At 68.7% G+C, this 16,349-nt stretch carries 15 protein-coding genes; 6 read left to right on the forward strand and 9 right to left on the reverse strand.

What is annotated here, in order from left to right:
* Window positions 1-311: carboxyl transferase domain-containing protein (locus ACLF6P_RS29430; RefSeq protein WP_415954464.1), on the reverse strand; the 311-nt coding region annotated here is incomplete at its 3' end.
* Between the two features lie 115 nt (window positions 312-426).
* On the reverse strand, window positions 427-618 hold the full coding sequence (locus ACLF6P_RS29435; RefSeq protein WP_415954465.1) for an acyl-CoA carboxylase epsilon subunit: 192 nt from the start codon (window positions 616-618) through the stop codon (window positions 427-429).
* A gap of 321 nt (window positions 619-939) precedes the next feature.
* On the opposite strand from ACLF6P_RS29435, the gene ACLF6P_RS29440 reads away from it, so the two are divergent.
* Entirely contained in the window at window positions 940-1,935 is a 996-nt protein-coding gene (locus tag ACLF6P_RS29440; protein ID WP_415954466.1) for a ScbA/BarX family gamma-butyrolactone biosynthesis protein, read from the forward strand.
* A gap of 101 nt (window positions 1,936-2,036) precedes the next feature.
* Here the strand turns inward: ACLF6P_RS29440 and ACLF6P_RS29445 are convergent, their stop codons facing one another.
* On the reverse strand, window positions 2,037-2,984 hold the full coding sequence (locus ACLF6P_RS29445; RefSeq protein ID WP_415954467.1) for an NAD(P)H-binding protein: 948 nt from the start codon (window positions 2,982-2,984) through the stop codon (window positions 2,037-2,039).
* Window positions 2,985-3,130: 146 nt separating this feature from the next.
* Here ACLF6P_RS29445 and ACLF6P_RS29450 point away from each other — a divergent pair, with 146 nt between their 5' ends.
* On the forward strand, window positions 3,131-3,811 hold the full coding sequence (locus tag ACLF6P_RS29450) for a ScbR family autoregulator-binding transcription factor (protein ID WP_415954468.1): 681 nt from the start codon (window positions 3,131-3,133) through the stop codon (window positions 3,809-3,811).
* Here the strand turns inward: ACLF6P_RS29450 and ACLF6P_RS29455 are convergent.
* From ACLF6P_RS29455 to ACLF6P_RS29465, 3 genes are all read right to left on the reverse strand, one after another.
* Entirely contained in the window at window positions 3,804-5,405 is a 1,602-nt protein-coding gene (locus ACLF6P_RS29455; protein ID WP_415954469.1) for an FAD-dependent monooxygenase, read from the reverse strand. The genes ACLF6P_RS29450 and ACLF6P_RS29455 overlap by 8 nt on opposite strands.
* A gap of 158 nt (window positions 5,406-5,563) precedes the next feature.
* The gene (locus ACLF6P_RS29460; RefSeq protein WP_415954470.1) at window positions 5,564-5,956 is read right to left on the reverse strand and encodes a DUF6009 family protein; all 393 of its coding nucleotides are present in this window, start codon (window positions 5,954-5,956) and stop codon (window positions 5,564-5,566) included.
* On the reverse strand, window positions 5,953-7,455 hold the full coding sequence (locus ACLF6P_RS29465) for a DNA primase family protein (protein ID WP_415954471.1): 1,503 nt from the start codon (window positions 7,453-7,455) through the stop codon (window positions 5,953-5,955). Before ACLF6P_RS29465 ends, ACLF6P_RS29460 begins: the two co-directional genes overlap by 4 nt.
* A gap of 710 nt (window positions 7,456-8,165) precedes the next feature.
* Here ACLF6P_RS29465 and ACLF6P_RS29470 point away from each other — a divergent pair.
* Entirely contained in the window at window positions 8,166-9,269 is a 1,104-nt protein-coding gene (locus ACLF6P_RS29470; protein ID WP_415954472.1) for a bifunctional DNA primase/polymerase, read from the forward strand.
* Between the two features lie 154 nt (window positions 9,270-9,423).
* Here the strand turns inward: ACLF6P_RS29470 and ACLF6P_RS29475 are convergent, their stop codons facing one another.
* The 3 genes from ACLF6P_RS29475 to ACLF6P_RS29485 form a co-directional block, all read right to left on the reverse strand.
* Window positions 9,424-9,813 carry a DUF6009 family protein gene (locus ACLF6P_RS29475; RefSeq protein ID WP_415954473.1) on the reverse strand — a complete coding sequence of 130 codons (390 nt, stop codon included), beginning with the start codon at window positions 9,811-9,813 and terminating at the stop codon, window positions 9,424-9,426.
* Window positions 9,814-9,955: 142 nt separating this feature from the next.
* Window positions 9,956-11,494, reverse strand: a complete 1,539-nt coding sequence (locus ACLF6P_RS29480) for a DNA primase family protein (protein ID WP_415954474.1) — start codon at window positions 11,492-11,494, stop codon at window positions 9,956-9,958.
* Window positions 11,495-12,556: 1,062 nt separating this feature from the next.
* Window positions 12,557-13,294 (reverse strand): hypothetical protein, encoded by a 738-nt coding sequence (locus tag ACLF6P_RS29485; protein ID WP_415954475.1) that lies wholly within the window; start codon window positions 13,292-13,294, stop codon window positions 12,557-12,559.
* 314 nt (window positions 13,295-13,608) lie between these two features.
* Here ACLF6P_RS29485 and ACLF6P_RS29490 point away from each other — a divergent pair, with 314 nt between their 5' ends.
* The 3 genes from ACLF6P_RS29490 to ACLF6P_RS29500 form a co-directional block, all read left to right on the forward strand.
* Window positions 13,609-14,844, forward strand: coding sequence for a ParA family protein (locus ACLF6P_RS29490; RefSeq protein ID WP_415954476.1), 1,236 nt, complete (start codon window positions 13,609-13,611; stop codon window positions 14,842-14,844).
* Window positions 14,841-15,908 carry a ParB/RepB/Spo0J family partition protein gene (locus tag ACLF6P_RS29495; RefSeq protein WP_415954477.1) on the forward strand — a complete coding sequence of 356 codons (1,068 nt, stop codon included), beginning with the start codon at window positions 14,841-14,843 and terminating at the stop codon, window positions 15,906-15,908. Before ACLF6P_RS29490 ends, ACLF6P_RS29495 begins: the two co-directional genes overlap by 4 nt.
* A gap of 209 nt (window positions 15,909-16,117) precedes the next feature.
* The coding region (locus ACLF6P_RS29500) for a DUF2637 domain-containing protein (protein WP_415954478.1) at window positions 16,118-16,349 on the forward strand (232 nt) is incomplete at its 3' end.

The raw sequence follows: 16,349 nt of genomic DNA on the forward strand, positions 1-16,349 counted from the left end.
ACGAAGACCGTGCGGCCCTCGACCGTGCCCCAGCCGGTGATGACACCGTCGGTGTACGGCCGCTTGTCCTCGAGGCCGAAACCGGTCGCCCGGTGCCGGCGCAGCTGTTCCACCTCGTGGAACGACCCGGGATCGACCAGCAGCTCGATGCGCTCGCGCGCCGTCAGCTTGCCCTTCGCGTGCTGCGCCTGCGTTGCCTTCTCGCTCGGCCCCGCGAGCGCCTGCACGCGGACCCCGCACAGTTCGGCCACGCGCCCGCGCAGGTCGCCCGGCACCGGCTCGGTAAGTGCCGGGGCAGTCGTCATCGCCATGTCAGCCCTTCCTCGGACAAGGGACAAGGCCGAGGAGGTCCGCCCCGGGTCCATGCAGCAGATATTAACAAACCGCATGCGCGGTTTGTAGAGGGAGAGGTGTCAGCACCCCTGCTCAACGCCAGCTGCCGGGTGCCGTATAGGCATCCGGTCGCCTCCACCAGCGAGAGCCGGCCTCCGCCGGCTCCTCGCTCACCGCCGGGCCGCGCTCCCGGTGCAGGGCGAGCAACACCGCGGCGACCGCCGCGAGTTCCTCGTCATCAGCCCGGCCGCGCTCCACCCGGAAAACTGCCTCCCGGCTCTCCATCCAGCCGATACCCCCCTTTTTCCTGGGCTTGGGGACACGTTCGGCCAGCACGCTCAAGAATCACTAAGGAATCGCTGGAGATTCGGCACAGTGCACACCGCTCACGGCAGAGTCGACCGGGAGGCCGCCCCCGACGCGAAGGCCACCCGGAGGTGCGCCGGGGGCGGGCGCACCGGGGTCGCGCCGGGGGACAACGGGACGCTCACGCGCTTTTGCGGGCGGAGTGACTGATTCCGGTAGAAAGTAAACCGGATGGTATGTATCTTCGCTGCCGAGGGAACGTCCACCCACGTTCAGACCAAACGCGGCTCAGGGGGACCCATGTCTACGAGCACGTTCCACACCCACCAAGCGACAGCCGACACGGCGCGCGCCACCCAGGACACGACAGCGCCCACACGGCCCGGTGTCTTCGGGCACCCGTCCCTGACCACCACCGTGCCCAAGGAATTCGTGCACCGCGCCAGCGTCGCGGAGGTCTTGCTCACCGACTGGGAACGCACGGACGACCACCGGTTCACCGTGGCGGGCCAGTGGCCGCGCGGGCACAGCTTCTTCACCACCGTGGCAGGCTGCCACGACCCGCTCATAGCGGCCGAGACCATCCGCCAGGCCGGATGCCTGCTGGCACACGCGGAGTTCGGTGTCCCCCTCGACCACAACTTCCTCATGTGGGATCTCGAGATCGCGGTCCGCCCGGAGCATCTGCGCGTCGGGTCCGCCCCGGCCTCGCTCGACGTCGAGATCACCTGCAGCGACGTCAAGCGGCGCGGCGCCCGCCTCGCAGGGTTCCGCTACGACGCGGTGATCCGCCGCGACGGCCACATCGCCGCGACCGGGGGCGCAGCCTTCACCTGTACCTCCCCCCGGGTCTACCAGCGCCTGCGCGCCGAACGGCTGAGCAGCGGCCGGCCCCAGCTCCCGCTCACCGCGCCGACCGCGCCGCAGACCGTCGGCCGGGTCTCCCCCATGGATGTCGTCCTCTCGCCCACCGGCGAGCAGGACCGCTGGCAGCTCAGGGTGGACACCCGGCACCCCGTGCTCTTCGAGCACCCCGTCGACCACGTACCGGGGATGATGCTGCTCGAAGCCGCCCGCCAGGCCACGGCCGCGATCCTGGGCTCCCCCTCCCTGCCCCTCGGCATCACCGGCGCCTTCGCGCGCTACGCCGAACTTGACACGCCCTGCGTGATCGAGGCCCGCCAACTCCCCGGCACGGGCCCGGACCGCGAGGAAACCGTTCTGGTGACCGCTCTCCAGGACGGGGAACTCGTCTTCCGCTCCACCGTGACCACGGCGGCCCCACGCCCCGCGTGACCCGCCCGGGGCGACTCCCACGCCGCCCCGGGCACCCGCTCGGCCCCCTGGCCCCCTGGCCGCCCGGCTCCGCCGACGCCGCCCAGGGGGCCGACCCCGTATCAGCCCCCGGCACCCACCCGCACGTCCCTACGCACGGCGCCCGCACCCGTATCCGTATCCGAGTCAGCGGCCGCCCTCCCGAAAGCCCCCCGATGGTCGAGAGCCCACGCCCCGAAGGTTCCCGCCGGCCGCCCCGTCACCGCCCGGACCGTCTCGTCGACCTGGGCCTTGCCCCCTGCCCGCTGCCGGTCCGCACTGCGCAGCAGCGCCTCGACGACCTCGGCCGGATGGCGCCGGGACCAAGCAACACGCGCCTGGTCCCGGGTCAGTTCCGTCAGACGGAGCGGAACTCCCAGCACCCGGCCGAGCTGCTCGGTCTGCTCGGCCGCGCTGATCGCCTCGGGACCGGTCAGGGTGTACGCCCTCCCTGCGTGCCGTTCCTCCGTCAACGCCCGCACGGCCACCTCCGCGATGTCCCGAGGGTCCACGCACGCGTTGGCCGACGTTCCGTACAGCGCCCGCACGACGCGTTCGCAGCGGATGGAGGTCGCCCAGGACAGGGTGTTGGACATGAACGAACGCGGCCGGAGCAGCGTCCACTCCATCCCCGACGATCGCAGTTGCTCCTCGGTGACCCGCTGCCACCGGGTGATGGCGTCGTCGGCGTCCGGGTCGAGCACGGCCGCCGCGGAGAGTTTCACCACGCGGCGCACTCCGGCCGCGCGCGCCGCGCGCAGGAACTCCGCGTCGTCGTCGCCTCCGACCCGGTTCGTGACGAGGAACGCCGTCCGCACCCCCGCCAACGCACGCGCCAGCGACACCGGATCGCGGTAGTCCCCGGCAGTCGTCTCCGCCGTCCGCCCGCGGCCCGTCCCGCCAGGGCCCGTCACCCGCCCGGGATCACGCGCCATGATCCGTACGAGCCGACCCGCATCCTCGGGACCTTCGAGGAGCCCTCGGACGACCTCCCGCCCCACCGTCCCCGTCGCACCGGTCACCAGAATCATGTGACGCCTCCCTGCTCACCGTGAGTTTCGTGCCCAGACCACCGATCGCCCGGACCAGGGCCGCACCCGACGACACCGGTTGTAAGATACGAACTGGGCGGTTTTTTTGTTTGGGTCTCCGGGCTCACTGACTGAAGGAGGCCGACATGGTGAAGCAGGAGCGGGCGATCCATACCCGGCAGACGATCCTCTCGGCGGCTGCCAGGGTCTTCGAGGAGCGTGGCTACCAGGCCGCCACGATCAGCGAGATCCTCACCGCCGCCGGTGTGACCAAGGGAGCCCTGTACTTCCACTTCCCGTCCAAGGAGCACCTGGCCCAGGGCGTCCTGCACGAGCAGGACCAGTGGCTGCCCATCCCCGAGCGCGCCTGCAAGATCCAGGAGCTCGTGGACACGGTGATGCTCCACGCCTACCGCCTCCAGACCGACCCGATGGTCCGGGCGGGCGTCCGGCTCTCCCTCGACCAGCAGGCCCACGGACTCGACCGGAGCGGTCCGTTCACGCGCTGGGCCGAAGTCGTCAAGGGGCTGCTCGAAGAAGCACAGGCACAGGGCGAGTTGCTCCCCCAGGTCGTACCGGAGGAGACCGCGGACGCCCTGGTGGGGGCCTTCGCCGGCGTCCAGGCCATGTCTCAGGCCGTGTCCGAGTACCAGGACCTGCTGCGGCGGATCTCCCACCTGCTGCGGCACATGCTGCCCAGCATGACGGTCTCCTCCGTACTCACCTCCGTGGACTTCTCCGAGCACCGCGGCGAGGCGATCTCCACCGAACTGCGGGCCCTGATGGCCGAGATCCAGGCGGCCGAGAGCCAGGCAGCGGTCAGCTGACGAGCCGGACACGCCCGGCCTCCGTCGGCTCGCCGCCGCCAGGACGTGTCACGCCGAAGTACGCCGACAGAGCCGCACCCAGGCCGTCGCCGCCCGGGGCCCAGGCGATGTAGCCGTCGGGCCGTACGAGCAGCGCGTCGCAGGGCAGTTCCGGCACGGGCTCGGCGTCCACGACGCGCACGAGCCCGCACGTCCGCTCCACCGCACGCTCCTGCCCGTACCCCCTGCCCCGCTCACCGAAGAGCAACAGCAGCGGCCGCCCCTCACGCAGCAGTCCGATCACATCGGTCCGCCCCTGGGACGTCGTCAGGGCGACGTTGTGCAGGAACCTTCCTTCCCAGGGGGAGAGGTTCGTCGTCCGCGCCGGAAGAACCGTCCCCTGCGCACTGACCATCGAACCGAGGAAGGCGCTCTCCCCTCCTCTGGCACCTCCCTGGGCCAGCAGCTCGGCGAACAGCGCCCGCAGCGGGTCGAGTTCCGGTCCGGGCCGCATCAGGGCGAGCTGCGCCCGCGTGTGGTCGATGACCCGCTGGGCATCGGGCCTGCGCTCCCGGCCGTACGTGTCGAGCAGCCCCTCCCCCGCACTGCCGAGGACCGTGTACGCGAGCTTCCAGCCCAGGCCGACGGCGTCGAGGAGCCCCGTGCTGAGCCCTTGGCCTCCGATCGGGAAGTGCACGTGCGCCGCGTCCCCCGCGAGCAGGATCCGGCCCGCCCGGTAGGTGTCCGCGAGCCGTGAGAAGTCGCTGAACCTGCTCAGCCACCGGGGCGAGTCCATCGCCATGTCCCGTCCGGCGATCCAGGCCACCTCGCGGCGCAGTTCCTCCACGGTGAGCGGCTGGTGCCGTGACCGGTGCGCGCCCGCGCAGTTGAGGGTCCGCAGACGAAGCGTTCCGTCGGGTACGTCCGCTTCCCCGGACACGTCCTTGACGACGATCCAGCCGCGCGGCGTACGGTGCCACCCCGGCCTCAGGGCACCGGCCTCGGCGAGACGGACATCGCCCGCCATCGCGGACACGGTCGCCGGATACGTGCGCGAGCCGATACCGGCCTGCTCGCGCACCGCGCTCCGCGCACCGTCCGCCCCCACCACGTAGTCGGCCACGCATTCCACGACGTGCCCGTGCGGCCCCTCCGACCTGACCCGGACCCCGCCGGGCTCCTGCCGCACCGCGGTCACCCGGTGCCCGCGCAGGATCCTCGCTCCGGCTGCACGAGCCCGGTGCTCGAAGTGCCGTTCCAACTGCTCCTGAGGGCACTTGAGGATCGGCTCCGGCTCGGTGGCGGGAGCCGAGACGACAAGCCCGGGGATCCCCGCGAAGTGGAAGGAACTGTGCGTCACCGCCTCACCGGCCGAGGCTTCATCGGCTCCCCCGGCCCGCGCGAGACCACCGAGATGCCCGCGCCGGGCCAGACACTGCACCGCCCGGGCATGCAGCGTGGTCGCCTTGGGCCGCTGCGACACGGCGGTCCTCGCCTCGAGAACCAGGGTGCGCACCCCGTAGCCCGCCAACTCGCAGGCGAGAAGCATCCCCACCGGCCCGCCACCGACCACCACGACCTGCGCCTGCATGGCGATTCCCCCCAGCCCGCTCATCTACGCGGAAGAAAAATATACCGGCTGGACGGTTCTTTGCAATCAAGGAAGCGCGCCCCTGCGCTTCCCCTCACGGGACGGCAAAAGCCCGCTCCCACGAGAGGAAGCGGGCCTCAGATGGGCTCAGAGGGGATCGGCGCGGAGCGGAGCGGTGAACGTCACTCCACCGAAGCCCCCTGCACAGCCCCTCGACGCGGATCGCCCTTGGACCGCTCGGTCTTGCGCCCCTTGATGCCGGGAGCCAGCGTGCGCGGGTCGACGGCCTCGGCTGGCGCCCCGGTCGCGTACAGGCCGTCGGGGTGGGTGTCGCGGTCGTGCGGCAGCAGCCAGAAGACCCTGCGGCGGAACGTCCCCGACGAGTGGGACGGCTTGGCCCGAGGTCCCAGCTGCGCATAGCCGATCATGCGGCCGTCGCGGTGGTAGGCGGGCCTGCCACGCCGGGTCGGCAGCCGGTCCAGGCTCTGCCGTACGTAGTCGAGTTCCTCGACGCTCTCGAGCCAGACGAGGGCGATTTCGTGGCTGATCTCGTCCTCTGCGATGAGGGCACTCATGCGTCCTCCTCATGGGCGAGCAGCCCGATGCCGGGGTAGTACTTCCGCTGGTTGGACAGGATCATCCCCTTCGGAGACGCCAGCCCCACCGCCTCACGGACCCGCGCCGCGAAGGACCTGGACGAGAGGGGAGGAGCCCCCTCATTCTGGCACCACACCTTGTACTGCTGGTAGAGCTGCGCCTGTTCGGCTCTCAACTCCGGCTCGAGCCGGCAGGCCTCGGCGAGGAAGCGCCCCGTGTGGTCCTCGGTCTCCGCGTAGGCGCTGGTCGCGACGCGCACGCGCTCGGGCCCGGTGAGGGCCTTGCCCCCGGCGAGATATCGGCGGGAGCCTTCGATGAGCCAGTTCAGGATGCCCGGGCCCTCCTCGGTGACCAGGAGGCCGGCCAGGTTGTCGATCTTGCGGTCGTCCGGGACGACCCGCTCGAACGGGATCATCCGCATCCGGCGCCAGAAGGCGAAGCCACCGGTGCCGACCTCGGGCCGATGGTTGCCCAACAGCCAGAGCTTGTGCGTCGGTTCGAAGCTGAAAAAGTCCTGCCGCATTCGACGAGCCTTGATCCGGTCTCCTCCCGTCAGCAGTTTCACCCGGGCCTCGTCGAAGCGGTCGCCCGGCTTCACCTCGGAGCAGACGATGACGCGGCGGCCGTGCAGCTCGGCAAGGTCCGTGGGATGCCCTTCGTACGGCCGGGCCATCAGGAACCCGGGCGGCGCCGCGTCGGCGTAGTCGCCGAGGAGCTTGAGCAACACGTCGAGCAGGACGGACTTGCCGTTCTTTCCGGAACCGAACAGGAAGGGCATGACCTGACCGCCGACGTCTCCCGTGATCGAGTACCCCAGCAGCACATGCAGGAAGTCGATCATCTCCGCGCCCTCGTCGGACTCGCCGAACGTGTCGGTGAGGAACCGGAGCCAGCGCGGCGTCGGCATCTGCCGGGGGCTGACGGTGGTGGAGCGGGAGTGGAAGTCCAGGTCCGGGGAGGCGGGCCGGACCGTGCCTGTCCGCAGATCGACGATGCCGCCCGGGGTGCACAGGGCGTACGGGTCGGCGTCCAGCAACGCGGCGTTGAGCACCATGCCGGGGGCCGATCTGGCCTGGACCAGCATCGAGTTCATGCCGGAGGTGCTCAATGCGCGTCTGCGGTGCTGTTGGAGGGCCTGAGCGGTGAAGACGCCACGCGGGTCGGTGGTGGCGATGTTCTCCGCGAGGTCACCGGCGGCCCACATCACCGTGTCGTCCTCGTCGATCTGCCAGCGGGTGGAGTCCCACCGGTACCAGCCGAGGCCCGGCACGTGCCGGTAGTCGTTGGCGTAGAGCTTGACGAACAGCTTGGCGTTGCCCCGGTCGCTGAGGGTGTCCGGCAGCAGACCGGCCGCCAGGGCGTGCTCCCCGGTCGGCTGGGGGCCCTTGTCCTGCGCGGGCACGGAGTTGGCGTACGTCACGATCTGGGCAGCCACAGCACGAGCGTCGAAGAGCCCGTCACCGGGATCGATGCCCATAAATACCCCCTGAAGCCCAGCGTCTGACGCCGCGGCACGAACTGGGGAAACGGCCCTTCCGGGCTAGGGCCAGCGGTCAATACCCGGGTTCGGTGGTTAGCCACGCCGAAGCTGCGGCTCATCGGTCATGCGTATCCCCCATCAGCGACCGAAGCGACTCACCGATGCGTACACACTAACGAAGAACCGATCACCTAGCGTAGAGCTCTACGGAAAAAAACCGTCCGGTCCGTCAGAATATCCGGACACCTGGCCGAATCGATCTTTCAGGCCCGCATCCGGACCGCCCGCCACGCCACAGGCGGTCGGTAGCTCGGTTGGTGCGGCGAACAATCCCAGCTCAGGGGCTGTCTCGCCGGGGCAGAGCGACTGAAGCGACCCAGACTTCGGATATATGAAGCCATCCTGAGTGCGCCTGTGCGTCATAGATGGGAACCTTCAGTCGCTTCAGTCGCTGTTCCCCGCTGCTGCGCCGCCTGACCTGCGTTTTTGTCAGCTCCTGGGCAAGCTACCGAAGAGTGGACGGTAGCTGCCACCGGCCTGTCGGTAGCTGCCCCTCCGTCAGTTCCGGGGGTGCAGTTCTCCCCGTATTCACGTACCGATGGGCGCCTCCACTACCCTGTGTTCCTCATTCGGTCACTCGGTCGCTTCAGTCGCTGCGGTCGCTTCACTCACACCAGCGCGCACCAGGGGCACCAGGGGGAAACAACATGCCTGCTGAGCCGCACCGGTCGAGCAGCGACTCAGGACCGAGGACGGTCCCCCCGGCCGTCCCCACAGCCGTCACCGCCCGCTGGTGCGCCGAGCAGGGCTGGCCCGTGCTCCCGCTCGCACCGGGCCGCAAGACTCCCGCGGCCAACTGCGAGGCCTGCCGGGCTCCCGGCCACACCTACGACAACTGCCCCTGCCCGACGGCCGGTCGCTGGTGCCACGGCTTCCGGGCGGCGACACTCGACCCCACCCGCATCGCGCACTGGTGGGCCGTCGACCCGCGCTTCGGCGTCGGCGTCGCCTGCGGACCGGCCGAACTCGTCGTCATCGACATCGACGCCCACCCGGACCGGCAACTGCCCGCCCGCGACCGCCTCCTGCCCGGCATCGACATCAGCGAACGCGTCGACCTGACCGGCGTCGGCACCGGCTTCCACACCCTCGCCGTCCTCGCCGCTCTCGCGGGCCACGCAAGCCCGGCCGAGGACACATCGACCCTGCGGGTGAGGACCCCCTCGGGCGGTATGCACATCTGGTACCGGGTGACCGACGGCCGACGCTGGCAATGCTCCACCGGCTCGACCGGAGGGCGCGCCCTGGCCTGGCAGGTCGACGTCCGAGCCCACGGCGGGTACATCGTCGCGCCCGGAACGACCACGCGGGCGGGCACGTACACCGCGATCGGCGAGGCCCGCCGCCCGGCTCCGCTCCCCCCGTGGCTGGCCGCCGAGCTGGCTCGCACGGGCCACGCCCCCACTCCCCCGGTCGCTGCTTCCCGTCCCGTACCGCCTCGAGCCCGGCAGGCCGTCGTGGCGGCGGGCGGAGGCCGCGACAGGGCGGGCAGGCTGCTCGCGCACGGCCTCGCCGACGTCGCGGCGTGTGGTGCGGTCGCCGAAGGGGCAGGTTTCACCGAGAAGCTCAACCGGGCGGCCTTCACCGCCGGAGGCCTGGTCGCCGGCGGCTACCTCTCCCACGAGGCCGCCGAGGAGGCGCTGCTGAGGACCGCCGAACTGGCCCGGCCCGGACAGGAGCGGCGGGCGGCGCAGGTCATCCGCAGCGGCATGGAAGCGGGCGCGCGACGCCCCCTCCACCCAGGCACCTGACCATCCGAAGTCACACGACGGTCGTGGACAGCCCCCACGGGCCCGCAGGATCACCCCTGCACTGCGCTGCGGAGGCATGGAGGTCACCCGGTGCACCATCGACGAACGTGCCGTTCATCGCGCCATGGTCAGGCTGTCGGCAGCATCCGCCGGTTCAGGAGGCGCTGGGCACTATTTCCTCGGTGCCCTGCGAGCGGGTGGTCTTCGCACCGACAACTCCCGCATCGATCGTGCGGGGGTCGACAGCCTCGAGGGGGGAGCCGACGCGGTAGGGGCACTCCGGGTCGTCCGGCCGGTTGGGACGGTCATGCGGCAGCAGATAGAACGTGCGCCGCGCGAACAGGCCGCTGTCGGCGCTGCGTGGCGCTTTCGGAGCGAGGTTGGAGTAGCCGATGAGCCGGCCGTCTCGCTCATAGCGCGGTTTTCCCCTGCGTGTGTTCACTTTGTCGAGGGCTTGGCGCACGTAGTCGAGCGGCGTGGGATCCTCCAGCCACACGATCTCGGCCTCCTGGGCGAGGTCGCCTTCCTGCAGCATCGCGCTCATCGGGCCTCCGGTGCGTGGGTGGCCGTGCGGCGGCCATGTGGTGCGGTGCTCGCGGCTGCCCGCACGGGGGTGAGACGTGGTGGGCACATCCCCGCTCCATCGTACGTTCGGCACAGTGTGCCCCCCAAGACGGCGTTACCGATCATGGGGCCGTTCCCGTGTGGTCGTCGGAGAGCAGGGCCAGGCCCGGGTAGAGCTTGGTCGCATTGTTCTTGATCATTTCTGCAGGCGAGGCGAGCCCGAGTTCCTGGCGGATACGGCTGGCGAACGCGCGCGGGGTGGAGGCACGGATCCCTTCGTCGGCGCACCAGCGTCCGTACGTCTCGTACAGCAGTTTCTGTTCCACGCGCAGGTCGGCATCGGGCCGACCGTCGACGCTGGTGGTGCAGCGTTCGGTGATGAACCGGCCGATGTGGTCTTCAGTGGTCTCGTATGCGGCGGTCGCGATGCGTACGCAGGTGGGGCCATTGAGCGGGTCACGGGTGGTGAGGTAGGACCGGGCTCCGTCGATCAGCCACTGAAGGATGCCAGGGCCTTCGTCGGTGACGAGCTCCGCCGCGAGATTGTCGATCTTGCGTGCGTCGGGGACACGCCGTTCGAACGGAATGATGCGCATGCGCCGCCAGAAAGCGTGTCCGCCGGTGCCGACTTCGGGGCGGTGATTACCGAGCAGCCAGAGCTTGTGGGTGGGCGTGAAGGTGAAGAAGTTCTGGCGCATGCGGCGTGCGGTGATCGTGTCGCCGCCGGTGAGAAGCTTGACCCGGGCCTCGTTGAACTTGTCGTTGGGCTTGAGCTCGCTGCATACGACGATGCGGCGTCCGTGCAGTTCGGTGAGCTCGGTGGAGTGCTCGGTGAACTTGCCCTTCTCCATCAGGAATCCGGGTGGGGCCGCGTTCGCGTAGTCGCCGAGGATCTGCATGGTGACCTCGAGCAGCACGGACTTGCCGTTGGCTCCGGAGCCGTAGAGGAAGGGCAGCACCTGCGCGCCGACATCGCCGGTGATGGAGTAGCCGAGCAGCAGGTGCAGGAAGCGGGTGGTTTCCCGGCCTCTGTCGTCGTCACCGAAGGTGTCGCGCAGGAAGCTTTCCCAGCGCGGGATCGGCATCCGCTGCGGGGCGACGGTGGTGGCACGCGAGTGCATGTCGGTGAGCGGGTTCGGCTTGTGCAGCTCCCCGGTGCGCAGGTCGACCACTCCGGACGGGGTGCACAGGGCGTAGATGTCTCCGTCGAGGACATCGGGATCCAGTCGCAGGGCGGGGGCGGCCTGGGCCTGGAAGAGCATCGCCTTGAGACCCGAGGTGGACTCGGAGTGGCGCCGGTGGGAAGCCAGCTGCCGGTTGGTGAACCGGCCGAGCGGATCATGATCGGGCAGTTGCTCGGCCATCTCACCGGCTGTCCATACGGCAGCTTCTTCCCCGCCGGTCAGTTTCCAGCGGTAGGTGTCCCAGCTGTGCCAGCCCATTCCGATGACGTAGCGGAATCGGTCGCTGTAGAGGCGGGCGAAGAGTTTGGCGTTGCCTCGGTCCGTGAGCGCGTCCGGCATCAGCCCCGAGGCTGAGGAACCGGTGGCAGTGCGTCCGTCGCCTTGTGCGGGCACCGCGGGCGCAGCAGCGGCCGGACGGAAATCCAGGCTCTGCTGATGGCCGTGCGAAGGCTCGGAGGGATTCGGCTCACTGCTCATGAACGCCCCCGCAGGTGCGTACGGGGAACAGAACCGACGACGCACAGGCCCGCTCCACAGCTCACACGAACTGCACAGGCGACCTGCTCGACGGCGTGCGCCGGGAGCACTGGCTGACGGAACAACGGCTGTCCTTGTCCACTCATTGCTTGCTCGCCCTGAAAGGCTCAGATGGCTTGATCCCCTACGGACCCAACGGGACTGACGGGGCTGAGTTCCCAGGTTTGCGGCATCGAGCGTAGCGGATGGATCAGCGCCGCCACGCAGGTGGTTGGCGTGTCGGGAAATTTGAGTCCCGTCAGCCCCGTAAGCCCCCTTTGGCACGGATCAGCACCTGTGAAACGGGTGCGGGACTGTTCGGTCCCGTTCAGTCCCGCACTGAAAAACCCCAGGTCAGGAGCCTATCCAACTCATCTACGGGACTGACGGGACCGGACCTGGTAGTTATCACCCAGATAGAAGACTTCTCCGCACGCGCGCGCAAGTGCATGTTCCTACGCAGCTGATAACTACACACCTCAGCCCCGTCAGTCCCGTAGGTGAGAACAGCACCCCATCTGACCTGGGGTTTTCCCTTACGGGACTGAACGGGACCGACCCCGGACGGGCCTGAACACACCCTTCAGCCCCGTCGACGCAGTCGACGCGCGGGTAGACGACTCGCCCCGCTCCGGACGACCGTCGGACACACCACTACCGGTCCCGGGCAGGTCTTGTGACCGGCGAAGGGCAGTGCAGCAACTTCTGAATCCGACCGTGGCACTCAGGACCCGTTGTCGACCTGCACCACCGAAAGTCAGCCACCGTGATGCGTGCGGCCGAACGGGCAGGCGCGCCTGCTTCGAGCAACCACTTCCCGGTCTCAGCCACGCTTCCATGTCTTTCCACCCCGATGCGCCCGACAGACGCCCACGGTGACCAGCCACCCCGTCTGGGCACCGCAAGCCCGCCAGGGCTGAGGAGCGGACGACCCTTGGGCGACAGTCCCTGGGAGCGTCAGAGCGCGCCGCAGCAAGAGGTGATAACGCCGTTATCACCTGTCGGTCGAGCAGTGTGCAGCTTCTACGTCCGCACCAGCTTCTGTACTTGGCCCAGAGCTCTTCGGAGCGGAGTCGACCGACCGGCTACGAAGTCCGGGAGATCCTCGATGTCACGCAGGAGGAGACGAAGCCTGGCTGCCAGGCTGGCCTGCTGACGCTGACTCGGCCGCCGGACTTCGACCAGGGCGGCGATGTCGTCGAGGTCTTCGGCGAGATCTGGATCATCAGGCAGATCATGACGGAGGCTCAACAGTTTCCGTACAGCAGCAGTCAGCTCTCCGTGCCGCAGCGCAGTGCGCTGCGCTTCCGCTCTGCGCCGGCGCAGAGCCTCCGGGGTGCGCTGCTCTTCCGGATCCAGATCCTTGGCGACTTCCAGGCGCTGGGCGCGCAGCAGGGCCCCGTTGCGGGAGTCGACGCCCAGCATGGGTGCGAGAGCCGCCCAGCTGAGCACATGCTTGCTCCCGTCCATGATGGAGCGCCCATCGTGGATCGCTTTGAGCTCATGGACGTCCAACGCCACGCGGAGGTGCCGAACGAGGATCAGGCGCAAGCGTGTGCTCTCCGCCCGGGCAAGAGCGTCGCGCAGCGCCGCGGACTGCTGCCCGGTGTAGGTGAGCACACCGATCAGATCCTCGGGTTCGGGGAACCGGTCGAGGCGGGGATCCTCGGCACGGTCGTGAAGAGCGTAGAGCGCGGCAACGACTTCGGGAATCGAAGTGCGTCCCAGAGGGCGTGGTCTTCCGTAGGGCATGAGCTCCACCCTCCCCCATGGTGTCACCAGTCTGGTGACACCATGCTCCCCACCTCGTCCTGAGTCCGAGGCCGTCACTTGCCAAACGGCCCCCACACAGGGAAAAGCACCTGGTCAGTGGCTTGTTGTCGGCATTGCGGCGATCGTGGGCCCCAGGGTGCACGGAGGACATGGCGAACCCTTCCCCACAACCTTGAAGCTCACGGGAACTGCAGTCGCTGTGAGTCCTCGAAGGGCTTCACAGCGAAGATCCTCCAAGGAATCCGAGGAAGACTAACGTGTCGGTGAGGTTTCCGGCCTTAGGTGTTAGTAATGTTGATCGCATGTCAACTCCCTCCTCTCAAGGCGACCGCGAAAAGGTCGTGTCGAAACTGCCGGTCGCGCTGCGGCAGGACATCAAGGTCCGCAGCGCTCAACTCGGAATGGACATCCAGGACGCGATCGCGGACGGAATCACCGCATGGCGTGGCCTCGGATCCAACCGTCCCGCCATCGACACCTCAGGCGCCGCCCCGTACGGAACCTTCCTTCCCACCGGTATGTGGGACGAGTTCCGGGCCGACTGCAAGGCCCGCGGAGTGTCCCTCATCCAGGGCCTGGCCCAGTCGGTCCAGGTATGGCTGGAACTCAATCCGGCACCCGGAATCCGCCGCCCCGAGGTGGTGCGACGCATCATCGTCTGCAACCAGAAAGGAGGTGTCGGCAAGACAGCCACCACTGCCGGGCTCGGCGAGGCACTGGCAGAAGACGCAGCAACGCTCCACCCGGTGCGGATCTCCAAGCACTTCGCCGCCGTCCTCAACAACGGCGACAAGAGCCTTGAAGTGGAAGACCTCCTGGGTCTGGGACTCAAGGTGCTCTTGGTGGACTTCGACCCCCAGGGCCACCTGACGAAGCAGCTTGGCCACCAGCCGCTTCCGATAAGCGGTCCCAGCCTCACCAAGCACCTGGCCGGTGAGGGCGACGGTGAAGTGCGCGATCTCATCGTGGACATCGAGGGCGAACGGTTCGGAAACCGCCTGCATCTGCTCCCGTCCTGCCAGGACGCCTTCTTGCTCGATGTGAAGCTCTCCTCCGTCCGAGCGCGCGAAGCGGCGCTGGAGCGGACCCTGGCGCCGGTAGAGGCCGACTACGACGTCATCATCGTGGACTGCCCGCCCAGCCTCGGGCTGAGCATGGACGCAGCCGCCTACTACGGCCGACGGCGCCCCGAAGAATCCCCCGGGAACTCCGGCGTCCTCATCGTGGTCCAGGCCGAGGACAGTTCAGCTGACGCGTACGACATGCTCACCGGTCAGATCGAAGACCTCCGCGATGACCTTGCTCTCGAGATCGAGTACCTGGGCATCGTCGTCAACCACTACGACGCCCGCCGCGGGTACATCGCCACCTCGTCCCTGCAGGCCTGGATGGACATCAAGGACCCACGCGTCGTCGGTGTCATCGGAGACCTCAAGGAGCAGAAGGAAGCAGTGCGCCTCAAGCAGCCACTCCTTGACTACGCCCCCGGCTGCGACCAAGCCATCGCCATGCGTGCCCTCGCCCGGGAGATTTCATGAGCACCAAGAAGGAACGCCTCGGCGCCGGCGCCTCATTCGGCAACGCCCGTCCAGTCAGCGCCCGTCGCGCCGCCATCACCGGAGCGACCAAGGCACCCACTGTCGGTGTGCCGCAACCCACCGAGCTGCCCCTCCATCTGATCAGCGCGAATCCGGACAACCCACGAGAATCCCTCGGCGAATTGGACGGGCTGGCCGCCAGCCTTGCGGAGATCGGCCAAATCCAGGCGATTACCGTGGCTGCCCTCGACGCCTACCTCGCCTCCCGGCCCGAGCGCGCACACGAACTCGACGAAGGCGCCACTCACGTCGTCGTAGACGGGCACCGACGTCTGGCAGCAGCCCGCGAAGCAGGCCTGGCGACCGTAAAGGTCACCCTCAACGACGGCCTCGCCTCGACAGACGAGTCGCTCCTGGAAGCTGCCTTCGTGGCCAACTTCCAGCGGGAGGACCTGTCCGATCTCGAAGAGGCACAGGCACTCAAGAAGCTCGTCGACTTCTACGGCTCGCAACGGCAAGCCGCCAAGCGCCTCGGGATCACACAGGCGAAGATCTCTCAGCGCCTCTCCCTGCTAGCCCTCGCCCCGGAACTGCAAGCCGACCTGGAAGCCGGCCGACGCAAGGTCGAGCACGTACGCGGTCTTGCCAAGCTCAGCGCGGTGGAACAGCGCGCGGCAGCAGACGACCGCGCTCTCAAGGCGGACCAGGAGAAGGCGCAGCGAAAGGCACGCCAGACCTCGGACTCCCCCTCAGGTGATAACGCCGTTATCACCCCCGCCGAGCCCGAGGCACCAACAGGGGGAGAGGGGAGGGGTGATAACGCCGTTATCACCCCCCGAGCCCCCGAGCCCGTCACCGAGCCCAACGGCATGAGTGATAACGCCGTTATCACCACCCCGCCGGAGAAACAGCCGGACAGCCCCCGCGGCGCAAGGCCCGGGAAACCGTCGAGCGATGCTGTGGTCCTGCCCTGGAACAACCCGCAAGCCCTCAACCGGATTGCGCGCGAGCACATGACGAGCGAGAACCGCACCATGCTTGCCAAGCTCCTCGCCCAGGACTGAATGGCCCGGCCCGGACTGCTCGCGCACCCCGGGCCGACGCTCAACCACATTCGATGAAGAACTCACGAGACTTGTCCACTCCCTGCGAACGACGGGCCGCTGTCGCAGCGCCCCCGGCAGGCGCAGGACCTGAACGTGACAAGCCAGATCTGCAACGGCAGCAGCACCTTGCACGGATGCTGCCCGTTCACCAGCGGAGGGGATGACGGGTGGCTGGGCCACTTCAGCTGACGCGGACGCATCGCTTGTTGATCGGGGTGGTGGTCGCGGGTGCGGTCGTCATCGCCGCCATCGGTTTCGCGGGCTCCTACGCGGCGGTGCGCGAGCTCGCCGAGAAGAAGGGCTTCGGAGACTTCTCGCTGGTCTTCCCGATCGGCATCGACGCGGGCATCTGCGTCCTGCTCGCCCTCGACCTCCTCCTCACCTGGATCCGCATCCCCT

The organism is Streptomyces lothianensis, assembly GCF_047779955.1.
Lineage (GTDB): Bacteria > Actinomycetota > Actinomycetes > Streptomycetales > Streptomycetaceae > Streptomyces.